We start from the raw sequence: 14,712 nt of genomic DNA on the forward strand, positions 1-14,712 counted from the left end.
TACGCAGAATACGCCACGTATAAAGAGAAGGAGCCGTTTCATGGCTGGCGAGAAAACCGTCGAGACGACAGGCTTGTTGGGCTGGCTGGACCAGCGCTTCCCGGTGACCTCCACCTGGAAGGCGCATCTGTCCGAGTACTACGCCCCGAAGAATTTCAATTTCTGGTATTTCTTTGGCTCCCTGGCACTGCTGGTGCTGGTGATCCAGATCGTGACCGGCATTTTCCTGGTCATGCATTACAAGCCCGATGCCGAACGCGCGTTCCAGTCGGTTGAATACATCATGCGCGAAGTCCCGTGGGGCTGGCTGGTGCGCTACATGCACTCCACCGGCGCCTCGATGTTCTTCGTGGTGGTCTACCTGCACATGCTGCGCGGCCTGTTCTACGGCTCGTACCGCAAGCCGCGCGAGCTGGTGTGGATCTTCGGCGTGGCCATCTTCCTCTGTCTGATGGGCGAGGCCTTCTTCGGCTATCTGCTGCCCTGGGGCCAGATGTCGTACTGGGGCGCCCAGGTGATCGTGAACCTGTTCTCGGCCATCCCGTTCATCGGCCCGGAACTGTCGATCTGGATCCGCGGCGACTACGTCGTGTCCGACGCCACCCTGAACCGCTTCTTCTCGTTCCACGTCATCGCCATCCCGCTGGTGCTGATCGGCCTGGTGGCCGCCCACCTGGTGGCGCTGCACGAGGTCGGCTCGAACAACCCCGACGGCGTCGAGATCAAGAAGGGCCCCAAGGACAAGTACGGCCGCCCCAAGGACGGCATCCCGTTCCACCCGTTCTACACGGTGCACGACATCATGGGCGTGGCGGGCTTCCTGATCATCTTCGCGGCCATCGTGTTCTTCGGCCCCGAGATGGGCGGGTACTTCCTGGAATACAACAACTTCCTCCCGGCCGATCCGCTCAAGACGCCGCCGCACATCGCCCCGGTATGGTATTTCACGCCGTTCTACTCGATGCTGCGCGCCACCACCGACGTGTTCACCTGGGTGCTGGCCGGCGCGGCCATCCTGGGCGCCATCGCGCTGCTGCTGCGCGCCAAGGGCGCCATGCGCATCGTGGCGCCGGTCATCCTGGTGGTGGTCGCGGTCCTGCTGCGCACCATCGACGCCAAGTTCTGGGGCGTGGTGGCCATGGGCGGCGCGGTCGTGATCCTGTTCTTCCTGCCCTGGCTGGACCACTTCCCGGTCAAGTCGATCCGCTACCGGCCGACCTGGCACAAGTGGCTGTACGGCATTTTCATCGTCAACTTCCTGGTGTTGGGCTATCTGGGTACGCAACCGCCTAGCGATGCGTTCAACCTGACCTCGCAGATCGGCACGCTGATCTATCTGGGCTTCTTCTTCCTCATGCCCGTCTGGAGCCGGCTTGGCACGTTCAAGCCCGTCCCCGACCGCGTGACGTTCCATGCCCACTGAGCCAACTATCCATAACGGAATGACCATGATCAAAAAGCTGATTGGTGCCGTCGCGTTGATGCTCACGTGCACCGCCACCCTGGCTGCCGAAGGCGGCTTCCCCCTGGAGAAGGCGCCCGATCGCATCAACGACGTCGCCTCGCTGCAAAACGGCGCCAAGCTGTTCGTCAACTACTGCCTGAACTGCCACAGCGCGCAGTCGATGCGGTACAACAAGCTGCAGGACATCGGCCTGACCGACCAGCAGATCCAGGACAGCCTGCTGTTCACCGGCGACAAGGTCGGCGACCTGATGAAGATCGCCATGACGCCGCAGGACGCCAAGAAGTGGTTCGGCACCACGCCGCCCGACCTCTCGGTGATCGCGCGCGCCAAGTCGGTCAACGCCGGCCCCAGCGGCGCCGACTACCTGTACACCTACCTGCGTACGTTCTACCGCGACACCTCCAAGGCCACCGGCTGGAACAACCTGGCGTTCCCCAACGTGGGCATGCCGCATGCGCTCTGGGATCGCCAGGGCCCGCGCGAGCTGACCACGGTTGCCGTGCACCAGGTCGAAGCCGCCGACGGCACCAGGAACTGGGAGCGCGTCACCACGGTTTATGATGCGCAGGGCTACGCAACCGCCAAGACCGAACCCCTGGCCGATTACCGCGGCCACGGCTCGCTGGAGACCCGATTCAAAGCTGTCAATCCGGCCCAATCCGCCGCCTACGACCAGAACGTGGCCGACCTGACCGCGTTCATGTCCTGGATGGCCGAACCGGTCCAGCTGTACCGCAAGCAGCTTGGCGTCTGGGTTCTGCTGTTCCTGGGCTTGTTCCTGGTGGTGGCCTGGCGCCTTAACGCCGCTTACTGGAAACACGTGCGCTAACCCGCATTGCCCCGCCAGGTCCGAACCCGCGCTGAGTTTCCCGGTAAGGTTCGGCATGTACCGATAGGGCTGTACGCCTATCCCGCCTGGCAATCGGGGCCAGCGCCTGCTAATTTGGCGGCGCTGGCCTTTCGCTTTTCATACAAGGACTTATCGCCATGATGGTGCTCTATTCCGGAACCACCTGCCCGTTCTCGCAACGCTGCCGTTTCGTGCTGTTCGAGAAGGGAATGGATTTCGAAATCCGCGACATCGACCTGTACAACAAACCCGAAGACATTTCGGTCATGAACCCGTACGGTCAAGTGCCCATTCTGGTCGAACGCGACCTGGTGCTGTACGAGTCCAACATCATCAACGAGTACATCGACGAGCGCTTCCCGCACCCGCAGCTGATGCCGGCCGACCCGGTCATGCGCGCGCGCACCCGCCTGTTCCTGTACAACTTCGAGAAAGAGTTGTTCGTGCACGTCTGCGCCCTGGAAGACCGCAGCGCCAAGCCGGACGACAAGAAGATGGTGCAGGCCCGCCAGAGCATCCGCGACCGTCTCGCGCAGCTGGCCCCGATGCTGCTGAAGAACAAGTACATGCTGGGCGATGAATTCTCGATGCTCGACGTGGCCGTGGCCCCGCTGCTGTGGCGCCTGGACCACTACGGCATCGAACTGCCCAAGAACGCCGCGCCCCTGCAGAAGTACGCCGAACGCATCTTCTCGCGCCCGGCCTATATCGAAGCGCTGACGCCTTCCGAAAAAGTCATGCGCCGCTAAAGGAAGTCCATGGGCGAAACTTCGACCAAACCGTACCTGATCCGCGCACTGCACGAGTGGTGCACGGACAACGGCTACACGCCGTACATCACCGTGCAGGTCGACGAGCACACCATGGTGCCCGTCGCCCATGTGCGCGATGGACAGATCACCCTGAACGTCGGCACGCTGGCCACCAACAAGCTGTCGCTGGGCAACGAATTCATCGAATTCCAGGCCCGCTTCAGCGGCGTCACCGAAAACGTCTACGTGCCGGTGGGCGCCGTCAGCGCCATCTACGCGCGCGAAACCGGCGCCGGCATAGGCTTCGAGGTGCAAGCCTACGAAGCGCCCGAGCACGCGGACGCCGCCACCCCGCCGCCCGAGTCGGCCGAGGCCGGCGATGCCGCCGCCTCGCCAGCTGGCGACGATGGCGACGGCGACGAACCCAAGCGGCCGCATCTGACCATCGTCAAGTAGCCTGTCCGAAAGACTGCGGCGCGAAGTTTCACTACAATGCAGTCCCTCGCAAGCGGCCATGCGCCGCTTGCGTCCATGCCGGTGTAGCTCAGTTGGTAGAGCAGCTCACTTGTAATGAGAAGGTCGAGGGTTCGATTCCTTTCACCGGCACCACCACCGGCCATCCGGCCAGCATCCCCGCGGAAACGCCCAGAATCGCGGGCTTTACACCTGCGCCGGACGCATCGCGCCGCACTGCCAGCAAGTCGTGAATTGCGCCTCCAGCCATTCGCCGCAGCCGTCGCAATGCCAGGGCGCGCGCATGCCCGCCTCGGCCGGCCCCTCGATGAGGCGCATCGCGACTTCCCTGTCGCGCTCGTCTTCCAGCCACAGGTCCGGGCCGCACTGGTCCACCGGGATCTCTCCCGCCCCCCCTTGCAGGTACAGGCCGGTCAGGCGGCAGGCAATGCCCGCCTGCCGCAACAGGTTGACCCAATGCTGCCCCAGCATGAGGTCGGGCGCGCGCATCAATCGCATCATGGGTGCCACCTCTACGAAAGCGAAGACGGCACCATCATATCGCCTTGCGCCGCCGTCAGTTCGCGCCCATGTTGCGCGACTGGATGAAGGCGGATTCCTTGCTGAACTGCGCGGCGAGAAAATCCTTGAATGCCTGCGGCGATTCCTGCGGCGCCGCGTGGATGTACGCTTCCTCGAAACGGCGCCGCAGCCCCGGATCCTGCAGGCTTTCGCCGATTTTCCGCGACAGCACCGCCAGGCGGTCGGCGGGCAGTCCGGCCGGGGCCACCAGGCCATACCAGGATGTCGTGCTCAGGTCGGGCAGGCCCAGCTCGTCGAACGTCGGCGTGTCGGGCAGCCGCGACAGCCGGCTCGGCCACGCCACCGCCAGCGCCGTCAGCTTGCCGGCGGCGATATGCGGGCCCAGCAGGGGATAGATGTCCATCATCATGTCCAGCGAACCGCCCAGCAGGTCGGAGGCGGCCGGCCCCGAGCCGCGGTACGGCACGTGCGCGATCCGGCTGCCCAGTTCCTGGTTGAGGTGTTCGAGCATGACGTGGCCGAACGAGCAGGGCCCGGCGGTGCCCAGGTTGTACTGCTCGGAATCTTTCTTGAGCCGTTCGCGGAATGCGGCGAAGTCGGGGGTGCCGAAGCCTTGCCGCACCACCAGGATGTTCGGCATGCTGCCCAGCAACGCAACCGGCGTGAAGCTGCGCAGCGGATCGTACCGGAGATGCTTGTTGCACGACGGATTGACCACGTGGGTCGAGATGGTCGCCAACCCGATGGTGTAGCCGTCGGGCGCGGCCTTGGCGATCGCTTCGGAGCCGATCGCGCCGCCGGCCCCGCCCTTGTTCTCCACGATGACGGTCTGGCCGATCTTCGCGCTCAGCGTCTCGGCGACGATGCGCCCGAGGATGTCGGTCGGTCCGCCCACTTCGAAGGGCACGATCAGCGTGATCGGCCGTTGCGGATAGTCGACGGCCTGGCCCCGCGCGGCTGGCGCGGCCAGCAGCGCGGCCGTGGCCGAAAGCAATAACAGCCTGCCCAGTTTTTTCATGTGTTTCCCCTTGCCTGGTTTGATCGGAATGGCGGCTCAGGCGTCGATCGGCAATTGCGCCTGCATCCAGGCGACGACTTGCGGCACGTACACCTGCTGGCTCGGATGAGCCGGGTCGATCCAGTCGAGATGGCCGGCATCCTCGACGGCAATGAGCTGCTTCGGTTGCGCGGCGCGCTCGTACATGTCGGCCGCATGCTCGAACGGAAATTCATGGTCGTCGCGGGCGTGCACGATAAGCAGCGGGCGTGGCGCGATGCGGTCCACGACGGCGTCGGGCGCGAAATCGTACAGCGCTTCCATGGACTCCAGCGTGATCTCGTCCGGGATGCCCAGCTTGGCCGGGTCGGCGGCGCGCTCGGGGCCGACCGCCGCAACCAGGCTGTCTATCCAGTTCTGGCGCTCGTGTCGCTCGGCGCGCTGCGCATCGGGGCGGCCGAGGATCTCGGTGCGCGGCAGCCGCGCGGACCGGCCCGTCAACACGCGCTCGCGCCGGTCGGCGGCGATCTGCTCCTGGCGCGCGGCCCAGGCTGCGTCGCTCATGCCGACCCGGCCGTAGCGCCCTCCATTGGCCACGCCGATGGCGCAGACCACCGCCTTGATGCGGGCGTCGTGCGCCGCCGCGCTGACGGCCACGCCGCCGCCCAGCCCCCAGCCCAGCGCGCCGATGCGCGCGGGATCGACCTCGGGCTGGCACTGCAGATAGGTCAAGGCGTGCCGCGCGTCGCGCACCTCCTCATCGGGAATGATGCGCCCCGGCGTGCCTTCGCTCTCGCCCAGGTTGCGATAGTCGAACACCATGCAGACGTAGCCCGCGGCGAGGAAATGGGGCGTCCAGCGCGACGGCACCCATTCCTTGATCGCGAAGCGGCCGTGGCAGATCAGCACGGCTGGCCGCTTCTGCCCGGGTTCGTAGTCATCGGGCACGAACAGGGTGCCCGCGAGTTTCAGGCCGTCGCTGTAGAAGCGTGCGGATCGACTGCGCATTGACGGATCTCCGTAGGTTCAGGAATAGAGTTGGGTAGGGGTATCGACCAGGATCGCGCGCCGGGCGGCCGGGTCCGGGCACCACAGCGCCAGGGCGTCGAGCAGCGCGTGGGTGGCCGGCATGTCCTGGAATCGGCCGACATGCGGCCAGTCGCTGCCCCACACCAGGCGCTGCGGCGCCTCGCGCACCAGCGCCTGGGCGATGGGCGCGACGTCGGCGATGTGCGACGCCCGCGCCGACAGCCGGTACGAACCCGACAGCTTGACGTACGTCCTGCCCGCGGCCACGCGCCGCAACAGCGCGTGAAACCCGGGCCAGTCTGTGCCCAGCTCGTACGGGAAATGTCCCAGGTGGTCGAACACCACCGGCACGGGCAGGCGGGCGAGCCGATGCTCGATCCCGGGCAGGATGCGCACGTCGACCAGCAACTGTGCGTGCCAGCCGAAAGGCGCGACCAAGGCGGCGCTGCGCTCCAGCGCATCCAGCCCGGGGCCGCCAGGAAACAGCAGGTTGAGGCGAAAGCCGCGCACGCCGGCGGCATGCAGCGCGGCCACCTGGCGCGTATCCGCCGCCGGATCCAGGACCGCGATGCCGCGCCACTCGGGCCGGGCCACGGCCTGCGCCAGGAGGCGGTTATCGGTGCCGTAGACGCTGGGCTGCACCAGGACGCCGCGGCGCAGCCCCAGCGTATCCAGAAGCGCCGCGTACTGCGCGGCCGAGCTGTCCGGCGGTGTGTAACTGCGCTCGGCCTGCATGGGATACAGGTCGGCCGGCCCCAGCACGTGCGCGTGGCAATCCCAGGCGCCCGGCGGAACCGTTACCGCCGTCGGCGGGACGGCGGGCCGCGGCGCCAGGCAAACAGGCGCGGCGGGTGCATGCGGGACGGGATGGGCGCTCATGGCTGGGTGGCAAATCGTGCTGTGATGGACGTATTCTGCCCAGCCCGACGCCAAACGATAAGAGCATGAAGCTCTATATCAGCTATGCTTGTTTCGTATATCTTTCCCCCAGCGCGCCATGGATCTCCAGCAACTGAACTATTTCGTGCACGTCGGCGAAGCCGGCAGTTTCAGCCGCGCGGCGGCCAAGCTGGGCCTGACCCAGCCGACCCTGAGCCGGCAGGTCAGCCTGCTGGAAGAGGACCTGGCGCAACGCCTGCTGGAGCGGACCGGGCGCGGGGTCATACCCACCGCGGCCGGGCTGGCGCTCATGCCCAACGCGCGTGCGCTGCTCGACCTGGCGCGGCGCACGCGCGATGAACTGCGCGACCTGCAGGCCAGCCCGACCGGGCGGGTGACCCTGGGCCTGCCGCCGCGCATCGCGCGTTGGCTGACCGTGCCGCTGGTGCGAGCCTTTCGCGAGCAGTTCCCGCGCGCGTCGCTCTCGATCCAGGAAGGCCTGAGCATCCACCTGCGCGAGTGGCTGCTCGACGGGCGGCTCGACGCCGCCCTGCTGTTCGATCCACAGGCGTCGCCGCAGCTGGCCTGCGAAACGCTGCGCCAGGAAACCCTGTTGCTGGTCGGGCCGGTCGACGCGCCGCCGCTGCCCGCCTACGTGGACCTGAGCACGCTGGCCGAGCTGCCGTTGATCATGCCCGCCGAACCCAATGCCCTGCGGGTGCTGCTGGACGCGGTGCTGCGCCCGCACGGCCTGGCGCTGCACCCCGTCGTCGAGGTCGGCGCCGCGCAGACCCTGATCCCGCTGGTCGTGCAAGGCATGGGCTACACCGTGCTGCCGGAAGGCGCCGTGGCGGCCTATGCCTGCCGCAGCGACATCCAGATCGCGCCGATCGGCCCGCAGCCCATCCGCAACTCGCTGGTGCTCGCCACGCCGCTGGCGCGTCCGGCCGACCGCCTGGCCACGGCCGCGCTGGACCTGCTCAGGACGCTGGCCGCTGGTCCGGCGCGCTGACGCAGCTAGGCGGCCCCTTCCAGCCAGCGCTGCGCATCCAGCGCCGCCATGCAGCCCGTGCCGGCGCTGGTGACGGCCTGGCGATAGATCTGATCCTGGACATCGCCCGCCGCGAACACGCCCGGTATCGAGGTCATCGTCGCCAGGCCGGACAAGCCGCCGCGCGTGACGATATAGCCGTTGCGCAGCGCCAGCTGGCCCTCGAACAGGCCGGTGTCGGGCGCGTGGCCGATGGCGATGAAAACGCCCTTGGCCGCGACGTCCCTGGCGGTCCCGTCGCGGTTGTCGCGCAGGCGCGCGCCCGTCACGCCGGACGCATCGCCCAGCACCTCGTCGAGTTCGTGGAAGTACTCGAACTTCACCTTGCCCAGCGCCGCCCTGGCCTGGAGGCGATCGACGAGGATGGGCTCTGCCCGGAACCGGTCGCGGCGGTGCACCACGGTCACGGTGCGGCAGATGTTCGAGAGATACAGCGCTTCCTCGACGGCGGTGTTGCCGCCGCCGACGACCAATACATCCCGATTGCGATAGAAAAAGCCGTCGCAGGTGGCGCAGCCCGACACGCCCTTGCCCATGAACGCGCGCTCGGAAGACAGGCCCAGGTACTTCGCAGAGGCGCCGGTGGCAATGACCAGGGCGTCGCAGGTATAGGCGCCCTGGTCGCCCGTCAGCGCGAACGGGCGCCGGTCCAGCCTGACCGTATGTATGGCATCCGACACGACGCCGGCATCGAAGCGCTGCGCGTGCCGCAGGAAGCGCTGCATCAAGTCCGGGCCCTGGACGCCGTCGGGATCGGCCGGCCAGTTGTCGACGTCGGTGGTGGTCATCAACTGTCCGCCTTGCGCCAGGCCGGTGACCACGAGCGGCGCGAGATTGGCGCGGGCGGCATAGATGGCGGCGGTATATCCCGCCGGGCCGGAGCCCAGGATCAGGACTTTGGCATGCTTGGGTGGATTCACGAACCAGCCTCCGGCGGTGTGTTCAACGCCGGCGATTATAGGTACGCGAAACGGCCGCGCAGGCCGGCGCGCGCCTAGCGCTTGCATGGCGAAATGCACGCCGGCCGCGAGGCGGGAAAACCCGGGCCGAGCGCCCGCGCAGGCGCGGCTCAAGTACACTCGGAGCGCCCTGCGCAACGGCGCCGCCGGAGCGAAGATTTCGCATAGCGAACGATCGCAGCGCAGCAAGCGCCGGCCGGATGAGGGGGGGGGGGGGGGCTATGCTTGGCCCAGGGCCGACAGGTCGTCGGTAGCGAAGGAGGCCGGATGACATGGACCAGCTCATTGACGCAATGGAAACCACGGACCGGCAGTTCGCGACGACGCTGCAACGAGGCTTGCTGGTGCTGGCCTGTTTCGACGTCCGACAACCGTTTCTGACCAACAAGGAAATCTCCGCCCGGACAGGGATTCCCAGCCCGACCGTATCGCGCCTGACCTATACCCTGACGCTCATGGGGTACCTCAAGCATCACCGCCATCTGGGCAAGTACGGCAAGTACGAATTGGGCAATGCCGTGCTTTCGCTGGCCCACCCCTTGCTGGCCAACGTCAATGTGCGCCAGGTTGCGCGGGTACCGATGCGCGAGCTGGCCGAGTACGCCCACGGCTGGGTGTCGCTGGGCGCGCGCGAGCGGTTGAGCATGGTGTACCTGGAGACGGCCAGGGCCCGCAATGCCTTGGACGTCAAACCTGATATCGGACAAACTTTCCCGATGCTCGTGTCCGCCATGGGCCGCGCCTATCTGGCGGCCTCGCAGCCCTCCGAGCGCGAACGGCTGATGAACCAATTGCGCATCTACCATCCCGAGCTGATGGCAGAACAGGCCGAAGAACTCGAACACAGCCGCGCCGATTACGCCGCATACGGCTTCTGCCTGTCACGCGGCGACTACGACCGCGGCACCTGGGCGGTCGCGGCGCCCATGCGTGTGCCGGAAAGCCAGGAGCTGCTGGTGTTCAACTGCGCCGTGCGCGTGAAGAACAGGCAGGCCGAGGAGCTGGGCCTGCATCTCATCGACGTGGTGGGACCGCGCCTGCTCGACATGGTCGACGCCATCCGGCGCGCGCTGGAAGATTGAGTCCGCGCCACACGCGCCACTAGCTTTCAGTATGTGAACCTTAGGCGCGCGGCATGGCAATCGCGTTGTGATCGCCGGTTCGATCACAGATACTGCCTGCATGGAACTGTCCACTGTTTCCGAGCTGCGGGACTTGCGCGCAACCTCCGACGAATACGCCTTGTTCGATGTGCGCGAAAGCGCGCAGGCGCACCAAGGCCACATCTTCGGCGCAACCTTCCTGCCGCGCCGCATGCTGGCGGCGCGCATCGCCAGCCTGGTGCCGCGCAGGTCCACGCTCATCGTGCTGTACGACGAGGGCGGGCCCGACCCGCGCGCGCGGCTGGCCGCGCAGACGCTGGCCCGCTTTGGCTACACCGGCGTGCGCGTGCTCGATGGCGGCCTGCGGACATGGTTGGCCCAAAGCGAAGCGCCATGCCGCGGCAGCAATGTGCCAAACAAATGGTTCGGCGAAACGGTCCATGCGCATGCGGCCACGCCGGCCCTGCCGATCGCGACCCTGCAGGCCTGGCGCGAAACCGGCAGCGCGCATCGGATCTGCGATATCCGCTCTCCCGAGGAATACGGCCGCGCACGCATTCCGGGCGCGGCCGGCGCATTCGGCAGCGACCTGGCCTGGCACGCCGACGACCTGCGCCGCGCAGGCCAGCCGGTAGTGGTGCACTGCTCGGGACGCACCCGCAGCATCATCGCCTGCGAGAGCCTGCGCCTGCTGGGCGTGCAGGACGCCTATGCGCTGGAGAATGGCACCATGGGCTGGCGCCTGGCCGGCCTGGCCCTGGAGCGCGGTCCGGGTTCCGGCAGCCTGGCGGCAAGCGCCGCAAGCCGGCGCGACGGCGCTCGCCGCACGCAGGCCCTGGCGCGCGCGGCCGGGGTCGCCAGCGTCGAGGCCGCGATGCTGGCGCGCTGGCTCGACGAGCGCGACGCGGGACGCACCAATCTCTACGTGCTGGACATACGCCAGGTCGCCGAATACCGGGCCGGGCACCTGCCCGGCGCGATCGCGCTGCCCGGAGGCCTGGCCGTGCAACGCACCGATGAATTCCTGCCGGTACGGGCAGCCCAGGTCGTGCTGGTCGATGACGACGAAGCGCGCGCCGCGCTGGCCGGATACTGGCTACGCGCCATGGGCCTGCCCCGCGTGGCCGTCCTGGCAGGCGGGCTGCCGGCCTGGAACGCCGCCGGATACGCCCTGGGCCACGGGCGCGGCCGGCCACGGCCTGCCGACCATGCCGACGCGATGGCGGCACGGCCGTGCCCGGCGCACGACGTGCACGAAGCGGGCGCGCGCATGCAGCGCGTCTACGTCGATACGCAGGCCCGCTTTCTCGCCGGCCGCCCCGACGCGGCCGAATGGGTGCCGTTCGGCGGCCTGGAAGCGTGGCTCGCCGCCCGCGCCAAACGGCAGGACGAGCGCGCCGTCGTGCTCATGGCGCACGACGAGTCGCTGGCCAGGTCCGCCGCGCTGAATGCCCGGCTGGCCGGCTTCGACGCGGCCGTGCTGGCCGGTGGCGTAACAGCCTGGCAGGCGCAAGGCTTGCCGCTGGCGAGCGGGCCTGGCGGCGGCGTCACGCAAGCCGCCGACGTCGTCGTGCAACCGTATGACGCCGGCCTGCAGGCCATGCGCGATTACCTCGAGTGGGAACAGGCCCTGACGCGGCAAGCGATTCCCACGCTCCCGCTGTACACGGCGTACCGGGTGCCCCGGCCGCCGGCAGCCGACATGGAACAAGACCAGGAGGCCCCATGACCACGCAACCCGGCACCCGCACCGCGCGCGACGCCTTGCTGGCGGCGCGCAACGGCAGGATCCGCGCCATGCTGGCGCGCGTGCGCAAGATCGCCGAACCGGCAATCACGCGCGCGGGCCTGGCGCGCATCCGCGACGAACTGCTGGCCCTGGCGGCCGAGCGCGACCTGTTTCCCATCGAGGAGTTTCCGCCGATCGAAGGCGGCAACTCCAGCATGTATTGCCTGGCCGAGGATCCGGACCATCGCTATGCCCTTTATGTCGTCGCCCCGGCCGCGGGCGGTTTCGCGCCGCCGCACGATCATCGCACCTGGGCGGTCATAGCGGGCATGTATGGCCGCGAGCACAACAAGCTGTACCGGCGCCTCGACGACGGCTCGGATCCGGACCAGGCGCGCCTCGAAGTCAGCGGCGAGCTCGACATCGTCGCAGGCACGGCCGTGGCCCTGATGCCGGAAGACATCCATTCGATCGCGCTCGGCGAAGACGGCCCGCACGGCAGCCTGCACCTGTATGGCATGAGCGTGGAGCATTGCCACGATCGCCGCATGTACAGCCTGTCCAAGGGCACCTCCAGGACGTTTCCCGCGGCCACGGGCGTCGTGTCCGCGCATGGCGCCCTGCGCGGCGGCCTGGCATGAACGGCGCCAGGCTGCCGCTGGCGGGAATCCGCGTCATCGACCTGTCCCGGGTGCTGGCCGGCCCCGTGTGCGGCGCGCTGCTGGGCGACATGGGCGCCGACGTGATCAAGGTCGAGGACGTCGAGGGCGGCGACGAATCGCGGCACTGGGCGCCCCAGCGCGAAGGGCATTCTCCGGTATACGTGGCCAACAACCGCAACAAGCGCTCGATCGCGGTCGACCTGAAGGCGCCGGAAGGCCGCGACATCGTCGCCGCCCTCATCGACACGGCGGACGTGCTGATCGAGAACTTCGGCACCGGCGCCATGGAGCGGCTGGGCCTGGGCTACGACACCCTGGCGGCGCGCAACCCGCGCCTCGTCTATTGCTCGATCGCGGCCTTCGGCCGGCAAGGTCCGCGCGCCGACGAGGCGGGCTACGAGGCCTTGATGCAGGCGTTCAGCGGCGTCATGTCGATCACCGGCGAACCCGGCCGCCCGCCGGTCAGGTGCGGCGTCTCCGCCCTGGACATCTTCACCGGCACCCTGGCCGGCTTCGCGGTGAGCAATGCCATCCTGATGCGGCAGACCAGCGGCGTCGGCCAGCGGCTGGACGCCTCGCTGTTCGACTCCGCCGTGGGCTTGCTCAACTTCCAGGCGCAGAACTACCTGCTGTGCGGCCAGAAGCCCGCCCCCATGGGCTCGGCCCATCCTTCGCTGGTCCCTTACCAGTGCTTTCTGTGCCACGACCATCGCTGGATTTTCGTGGCCGCCGGCAACGACCGCCTGTGGCGTCGGCTGGCCACCGCCATCGGACAGCCGGACCTGGCCGACGATCCGCGCTTCCTGCGCAACATCGATCGCGTCGCGCACCGGCGCGAGCTGTTGAAACTGCTCGACGGTTGCTTCGCCTCGTTGCCGCTGGAAGACGCCCTGGAGCGCTGTCGGCAGGCCGGCGTGCCGGCGGCCCCCGTCAACTCGGTCGCCCAGGCGCTGGCCGATCCGCAGGCGGCGCAGCTGGCCGCGCTGCGACCCATGGCGCATCCCGACCTTGGCGAGATCGAGGTCGTCGGCCTGCCCGTGGCGTTTTCCGCGATTCCGGCCATGCCGTGCGCGCCCGCGCCCGCGCACGGCGCCGACACCCAGGCAATCCTGCGGGACCTGGGCATGGACGGCGACACCTACGAAGCACTGCGCCTGCGGCGCGTCCTCAAGGGATCGCCGCGCGACGGAACCTGATTCCAACACAAGGGAGAAAAGCATGTCCAGGATCCTCCAGAAGATCTATGCAACGACCGCGCACCTGGGGCTGGCCGCCGCGCTGGGCCTGTCGTGCACCGCCTCCACGGCCGCGCCCGCGAATCCCCAGGGCCGCGCCGTCCAGCTTGTGATCCCGTTCGCCCCGGGCGGCGTCACCGACCTCATCGCGCGCCTGATCCAGCCGCGCCTGTCGGAGGCGCTGGGCCAGACCGTGGTCATCAGCAATCGCCCCGGCGCCGGCGGTGTCGTGGCAACCAGCTACGTGGCCAAGTCCGAGCCGGATGGCCATACGCTGTTCCTGTCGTGGGACTCGCATACGATCAATTCGATCGCGATGAAGGACCTGCCATACGACATCTTCCGCGACTTTGCCCCGGTGACCCTGATGGTGCGCATGCCGCTCATCATGGGCGCGTGGGGCGGCCTGCCGGTCGACAACCTGCAAGGCCTGCTGGAACTGGCCAGGCGCAACCCCGGCAAGTACAACTTCGCCTCGATCGGCGTGGGCAGCTCGAACCGCCTGCACGCCGAGTTGCTGAACGCCACCGCAGGGGTCGATATCGTCCACGTCCCGTACGCCGGCGGCGGCCCGGCCACCACCGCGATCCGCAGCGGAGAGGTGGCCTACGGCTTCTTTTCCTATGGCGCCCTGCGCAACTTTATCCAGGAAGGGCGTATCAAGCCGCTGGCCGTGACAGGCGCCAAGCGCCTGCCCGAATTGCCGGACGTACCCACGCTGCAGGAATCGGGGTTCCCGGGCTTCGAGGCCTATTCCTGGGTCGGCATCTACGTGCCGGCGGCAACGCCGGCCGCCGAGATCAAGCGGCTGAACCAGGCCTTCGTGGCCGTGCTGCGGGATCCGGAGATCGAGCAGAAACTGAGCAAGCTCAGTGTCGAAGTGGTGGCAAGCAGCCCGCAGGCGCTACGCGATTTCGAGCGCGGCGACTACGAGAAATGGCTGGCGTTCACGCGCCAGCGCAACATGAGTTTCGACTGAAGTCGGGACGGCGCCTGTCCCCG

15 protein-coding genes and 1 tRNA gene are annotated in these 14,712 nt (G+C 67.9%); 11 read left to right on the forward strand and 5 right to left on the reverse strand.

The window, feature by feature from the left end; translation table 11 throughout:
- The first annotated feature begins 40 nt into the window (after window positions 1-40).
- From LK409_RS19645 to LK409_RS19665, 5 genes are all read left to right on the forward strand, one after another.
- Entirely contained in the window at window positions 41-1,423 is a 1,383-nt protein-coding gene (locus tag LK409_RS19645) for a cytochrome b (protein ID WP_010929476.1), read from the forward strand.
- A gap of 19 nt (window positions 1,424-1,442) precedes the next feature.
- Window positions 1,443-2,297: a cytochrome c1 gene (locus LK409_RS19650; RefSeq protein WP_010929477.1), complete on the forward strand. Its 855-nt coding sequence runs from the start codon at window positions 1,443-1,445 to the stop codon at window positions 2,295-2,297.
- Between the two features lie 158 nt (window positions 2,298-2,455).
- On the forward strand, window positions 2,456-3,067 hold the full coding sequence (locus tag LK409_RS19655; protein WP_003815819.1) for a glutathione S-transferase N-terminal domain-containing protein: 612 nt from the start codon (window positions 2,456-2,458) through the stop codon (window positions 3,065-3,067).
- A 9-nt stretch (window positions 3,068-3,076) separates the two neighbouring features.
- Complete coding sequence (locus LK409_RS19660) at window positions 3,077-3,526, forward strand: ClpXP protease specificity-enhancing factor (RefSeq protein ID WP_010929478.1); 450 nt, start codon at window positions 3,077-3,079, stop codon at window positions 3,524-3,526.
- Between the two features lie 77 nt (window positions 3,527-3,603).
- Window positions 3,604-3,679, forward strand: a tRNA-Thr gene (locus LK409_RS19665).
- A gap of 51 nt (window positions 3,680-3,730) precedes the next feature.
- Here the strand turns inward: LK409_RS19665 and LK409_RS19670 are convergent.
- From LK409_RS19670 to LK409_RS19685, 4 genes are read right to left on the reverse strand one after another with little or no spacing between them, the layout of a single operon-like run.
- Window positions 3,731-4,045 carry a putative signal transducing protein gene (locus LK409_RS19670; RefSeq protein WP_010929479.1) on the reverse strand — a complete coding sequence of 105 codons (315 nt, stop codon included), beginning with the start codon at window positions 4,043-4,045 and terminating at the stop codon, window positions 3,731-3,733.
- 55 nt (window positions 4,046-4,100) lie between these two features.
- Window positions 4,101-5,084, reverse strand: a complete 984-nt coding sequence (locus LK409_RS19675) for a tripartite tricarboxylate transporter substrate binding protein BugE (RefSeq protein WP_003818138.1) — start codon at window positions 5,082-5,084, stop codon at window positions 4,101-4,103.
- Window positions 5,085-5,120: 36 nt separating this feature from the next.
- Window positions 5,121-6,071, reverse strand: coding sequence for an alpha/beta hydrolase (locus LK409_RS19680; RefSeq protein ID WP_010929480.1), 951 nt, complete (start codon window positions 6,069-6,071; stop codon window positions 5,121-5,123).
- Window positions 6,072-6,089: 18 nt separating this feature from the next.
- Window positions 6,090-6,971 carry an amidohydrolase family protein gene (locus tag LK409_RS19685; protein WP_003815827.1) on the reverse strand — a complete coding sequence of 294 codons (882 nt, stop codon included), beginning with the start codon at window positions 6,969-6,971 and terminating at the stop codon, window positions 6,090-6,092.
- 88 nt (window positions 6,972-7,059) lie between these two features.
- On the opposite strand from LK409_RS19685, the gene LK409_RS19690 reads away from it, so the two are divergent.
- Window positions 7,060-7,983, forward strand: a complete 924-nt coding sequence (locus LK409_RS19690) for a LysR family transcriptional regulator (protein WP_010929481.1) — start codon at window positions 7,060-7,062, stop codon at window positions 7,981-7,983.
- A gap of 5 nt (window positions 7,984-7,988) precedes the next feature.
- Here the strand turns inward: LK409_RS19690 and trxB are convergent, their stop codons facing one another.
- Window positions 7,989-9,029, reverse strand: coding sequence for a thioredoxin-disulfide reductase (trxB, locus tag LK409_RS19695; protein ID WP_076879865.1), 1,041 nt, complete (start codon window positions 9,027-9,029; stop codon window positions 7,989-7,991).
- Between the two features lie 224 nt (window positions 9,030-9,253).
- On the opposite strand from trxB, the gene LK409_RS19700 reads away from it, so the two are divergent.
- The 5 genes from LK409_RS19700 (at window position 9,254) to LK409_RS19720 (ending at window position 14,689) form a co-directional block, all read left to right on the forward strand.
- The gene (locus LK409_RS19700) at window positions 9,254-10,063 is read left to right on the forward strand and encodes an IclR family transcriptional regulator (RefSeq protein WP_010929483.1); all 810 of its coding nucleotides are present in this window, start codon (window positions 9,254-9,256) and stop codon (window positions 10,061-10,063) included.
- A 100-nt stretch (window positions 10,064-10,163) separates the two neighbouring features.
- Window positions 10,164-11,813 (forward strand): rhodanese-like domain-containing protein, encoded by a 1,650-nt coding sequence (locus LK409_RS19705; protein ID WP_226376450.1) that lies wholly within the window; start codon window positions 10,164-10,166, stop codon window positions 11,811-11,813.
- Window positions 11,810-12,454, forward strand: a complete 645-nt coding sequence (locus LK409_RS19710; RefSeq protein ID WP_003815835.1) for a cysteine dioxygenase family protein — start codon at window positions 11,810-11,812, stop codon at window positions 12,452-12,454. Before LK409_RS19705 ends, LK409_RS19710 begins: the two co-directional genes overlap by 4 nt.
- A complete protein-coding gene (locus LK409_RS19715) occupies window positions 12,451-13,671 on the forward strand; it encodes a CaiB/BaiF CoA transferase family protein (RefSeq protein WP_003815837.1) in 1,221 nt (406 codons plus the stop codon). The genes LK409_RS19710 and LK409_RS19715 overlap by 4 nt, the downstream gene beginning before the upstream one ends.
- A 22-nt stretch (window positions 13,672-13,693) precedes the next feature.
- Complete coding sequence (locus LK409_RS19720) at window positions 13,694-14,689, forward strand: tripartite tricarboxylate transporter substrate binding protein (RefSeq protein ID WP_010929485.1); 996 nt, start codon at window positions 13,694-13,696, stop codon at window positions 14,687-14,689.
- Window positions 14,690-14,712: the final 23 nt, after the last annotated feature.

It is taken from the genome of Bordetella parapertussis (genome assembly GCF_020735925.1).
GTDB lineage: Bacteria > Pseudomonadota > Gammaproteobacteria > Burkholderiales > Burkholderiaceae_B > Bordetella > Bordetella pertussis.

Excerpts from the sequence above, each read along its gene's own strand:
- LK409_RS19645 (WP_010929476.1), top strand. The coding sequence starts at position 41 with ATGGCTGGCGAGAAAACCGTCGAGACGACAGGCTTGTTGGGCTGGCTG.
- LK409_RS19650 (WP_010929477.1), top strand. The coding sequence starts at position 1,443 with ATGACCATGATCAAAAAGCTGATTGGTGCCGTCGCGTTGATGCTCACG.
- LK409_RS19655 (WP_003815819.1), top strand. The coding sequence starts at position 2,456 with ATGATGGTGCTCTATTCCGGAACCACCTGCCCGTTCTCGCAACGCTGC.
- LK409_RS19660 (WP_010929478.1), top strand. The coding sequence starts at position 3,077 with ATGGGCGAAACTTCGACCAAACCGTACCTGATCCGCGCACTGCACGAG.
- LK409_RS19670 (WP_010929479.1), bottom strand. The coding sequence starts at position 4,045 with ATGATGCGATTGATGCGCGCGCCCGACCTCATGCTGGGGCAGCATTGG.
- LK409_RS19675 (WP_003818138.1), bottom strand. The coding sequence starts at position 5,084 with ATGAAAAAACTGGGCAGGCTGTTATTGCTTTCGGCCACGGCCGCGCTG.
- LK409_RS19680 (WP_010929480.1), bottom strand. The coding sequence starts at position 6,071 with ATGCGCAGTCGATCCGCACGCTTCTACAGCGACGGCCTGAAACTCGCG.
- LK409_RS19685 (WP_003815827.1), bottom strand. The coding sequence starts at position 6,971 with ATGAGCGCCCATCCCGTCCCGCATGCACCCGCCGCGCCTGTTTGCCTG.
- trxB (WP_076879865.1), bottom strand. The coding sequence starts at position 9,029 with ATGCAAGCGCTAGGCGCGCGCCGGCCTGCGCGGCCGTTTCGCGTACCT.
- LK409_RS19700 (WP_010929483.1), top strand. The coding sequence starts at position 9,254 with ATGGACCAGCTCATTGACGCAATGGAAACCACGGACCGGCAGTTCGCG.
- LK409_RS19705 (WP_226376450.1), top strand. The coding sequence starts at position 10,164 with ATGGAACTGTCCACTGTTTCCGAGCTGCGGGACTTGCGCGCAACCTCC.
- LK409_RS19710 (WP_003815835.1), top strand. The coding sequence starts at position 11,810 with ATGACCACGCAACCCGGCACCCGCACCGCGCGCGACGCCTTGCTGGCG.
- LK409_RS19715 (WP_003815837.1), top strand. The coding sequence starts at position 12,451 with ATGAACGGCGCCAGGCTGCCGCTGGCGGGAATCCGCGTCATCGACCTG.
- LK409_RS19720 (WP_010929485.1), top strand. The coding sequence starts at position 13,694 with ATGTCCAGGATCCTCCAGAAGATCTATGCAACGACCGCGCACCTGGGG.